Raw genomic sequence first — 1,070 nt, 5'->3', positions numbered from 1 at the left:
CAACGCTTTGCCTGCCAGACCGATGCCGAGACGGCAATGAAAGTCTTTAGCAAGACGTTAAAAACAACCCGCATCAGTGAGTTTGACTGTATAGCCCACCCCGTGTTCTTAGGTAAAGGTCGCCCCAAAAAAGGACAACAGCCAGCATACTATGAATACCAACTCGATGGGCTGATAGCCACCTGTTTGGATAAAGTTGGAATAGCTCAGGCGCAAACCGGGATGTTTATCCTCGCAACCAATGATTGTAGCGGGGAACTCAGTATGCAGACAGTGTTAGATACCTACAAATCCCAGCAACATGTTGAGCGGGGATTTCGTTTTCTCAAAAGTCCGGAATTTCTGACATCCTCACTGTTTCTGAAGAAACCGGAAAGGATTGAAGCGCTGCTCATGGTGATGACGTGCAGTCTGATGATATACGCCGCCCTTGAACACCGGATCCGAACGTCATTAAAAGAAAGACAACAATACTTCCCTGACATGAAAAAGAAACCGTCCCAGAAGCCAACGGCACGATGGGTATTTCTGTGTTTTAGTGGGATCCACGAAGTCAGCATTGGTGACTCTCCCCCCGTAATCACAGACAAACAGGAGCGCCAGCAGGTGATCATTGATGTACTTGGCACATTATACCAAGAGATTTATTCCTGAATTTGATGCGGAATGTCGGCTACAGTATCATCGAAACCGCTAAAGCTAACGACCTCAATGTGTTCGAGTATGTGATGACTTACCTTGATGAACTCAGCAAGCCCGGCGTCGATATCGAGCAACTGCTACCATGGCAGTTTGCTAAGCGATAGGTGGTATTGCCGGACGCTTACCCCGCAGTGCCCGTTCCAGATGATTGGTATCCAGGGGTAACGCCGGGTTACTCAGGAACACCTTGAGTTGGCTCTCCCGCTCATGCGCATAGTGAAGCGCCTTGGCGAAGGGGGATTTGGGCAGTAAATCGGTGCGCTGGCGTTGTTGGTAGACCCACCGGAAGAACTCAGTGACTAAGGGTTCGCTGTGTTGTTGCCGGTAGGTATGGATATCAGCCAGGTCTGATTGCTTATCCCGGATGT

Annotated in this window: 1 protein-coding gene and 2 pseudogenes; 2 read left to right on the top strand and 1 reads right to left on the bottom strand. The window is 49.4% G+C overall.

Annotation, left to right across the window (positions count from 1 at the left end; translation table 11 throughout):
* Together C6Y40_RS07650 and C6Y40_RS07645 are read left to right on the top strand one after the other, a co-directional pair.
* Window positions 1-654, top strand: a 654-nt coding sequence (locus C6Y40_RS07650; protein WP_146129520.1) for an IS1634 family transposase, incomplete at its 5' end; no start/stop codon positions are given.
* Between the two features lie 20 nt (window positions 655-674).
* Window positions 675-806, top strand: a pseudogene (locus C6Y40_RS07645) (transposase domain-containing protein); the annotation flags it as partial.
* Between the two features lie 22 nt (window positions 807-828).
* On the opposite strand, the pseudogene C6Y40_RS07640 reads toward C6Y40_RS07645, so the two are convergent.
* Window positions 829-1,070 (bottom strand): annotated as a pseudogene (locus C6Y40_RS07640) (IS66 family transposase); the annotation flags it as partial.

The sequence above is a fragment of the Marisediminitalea alba genome, assembly GCF_002993365.1.
Classification (GTDB): Bacteria; Pseudomonadota; Gammaproteobacteria; order Enterobacterales; family Alteromonadaceae; genus Alteromonas; species Alteromonas alba.
The sequence above is the reverse complement of the archived record's forward strand: the minus strand, read 5'-3'. Positions and strand labels throughout refer to the sequence as shown.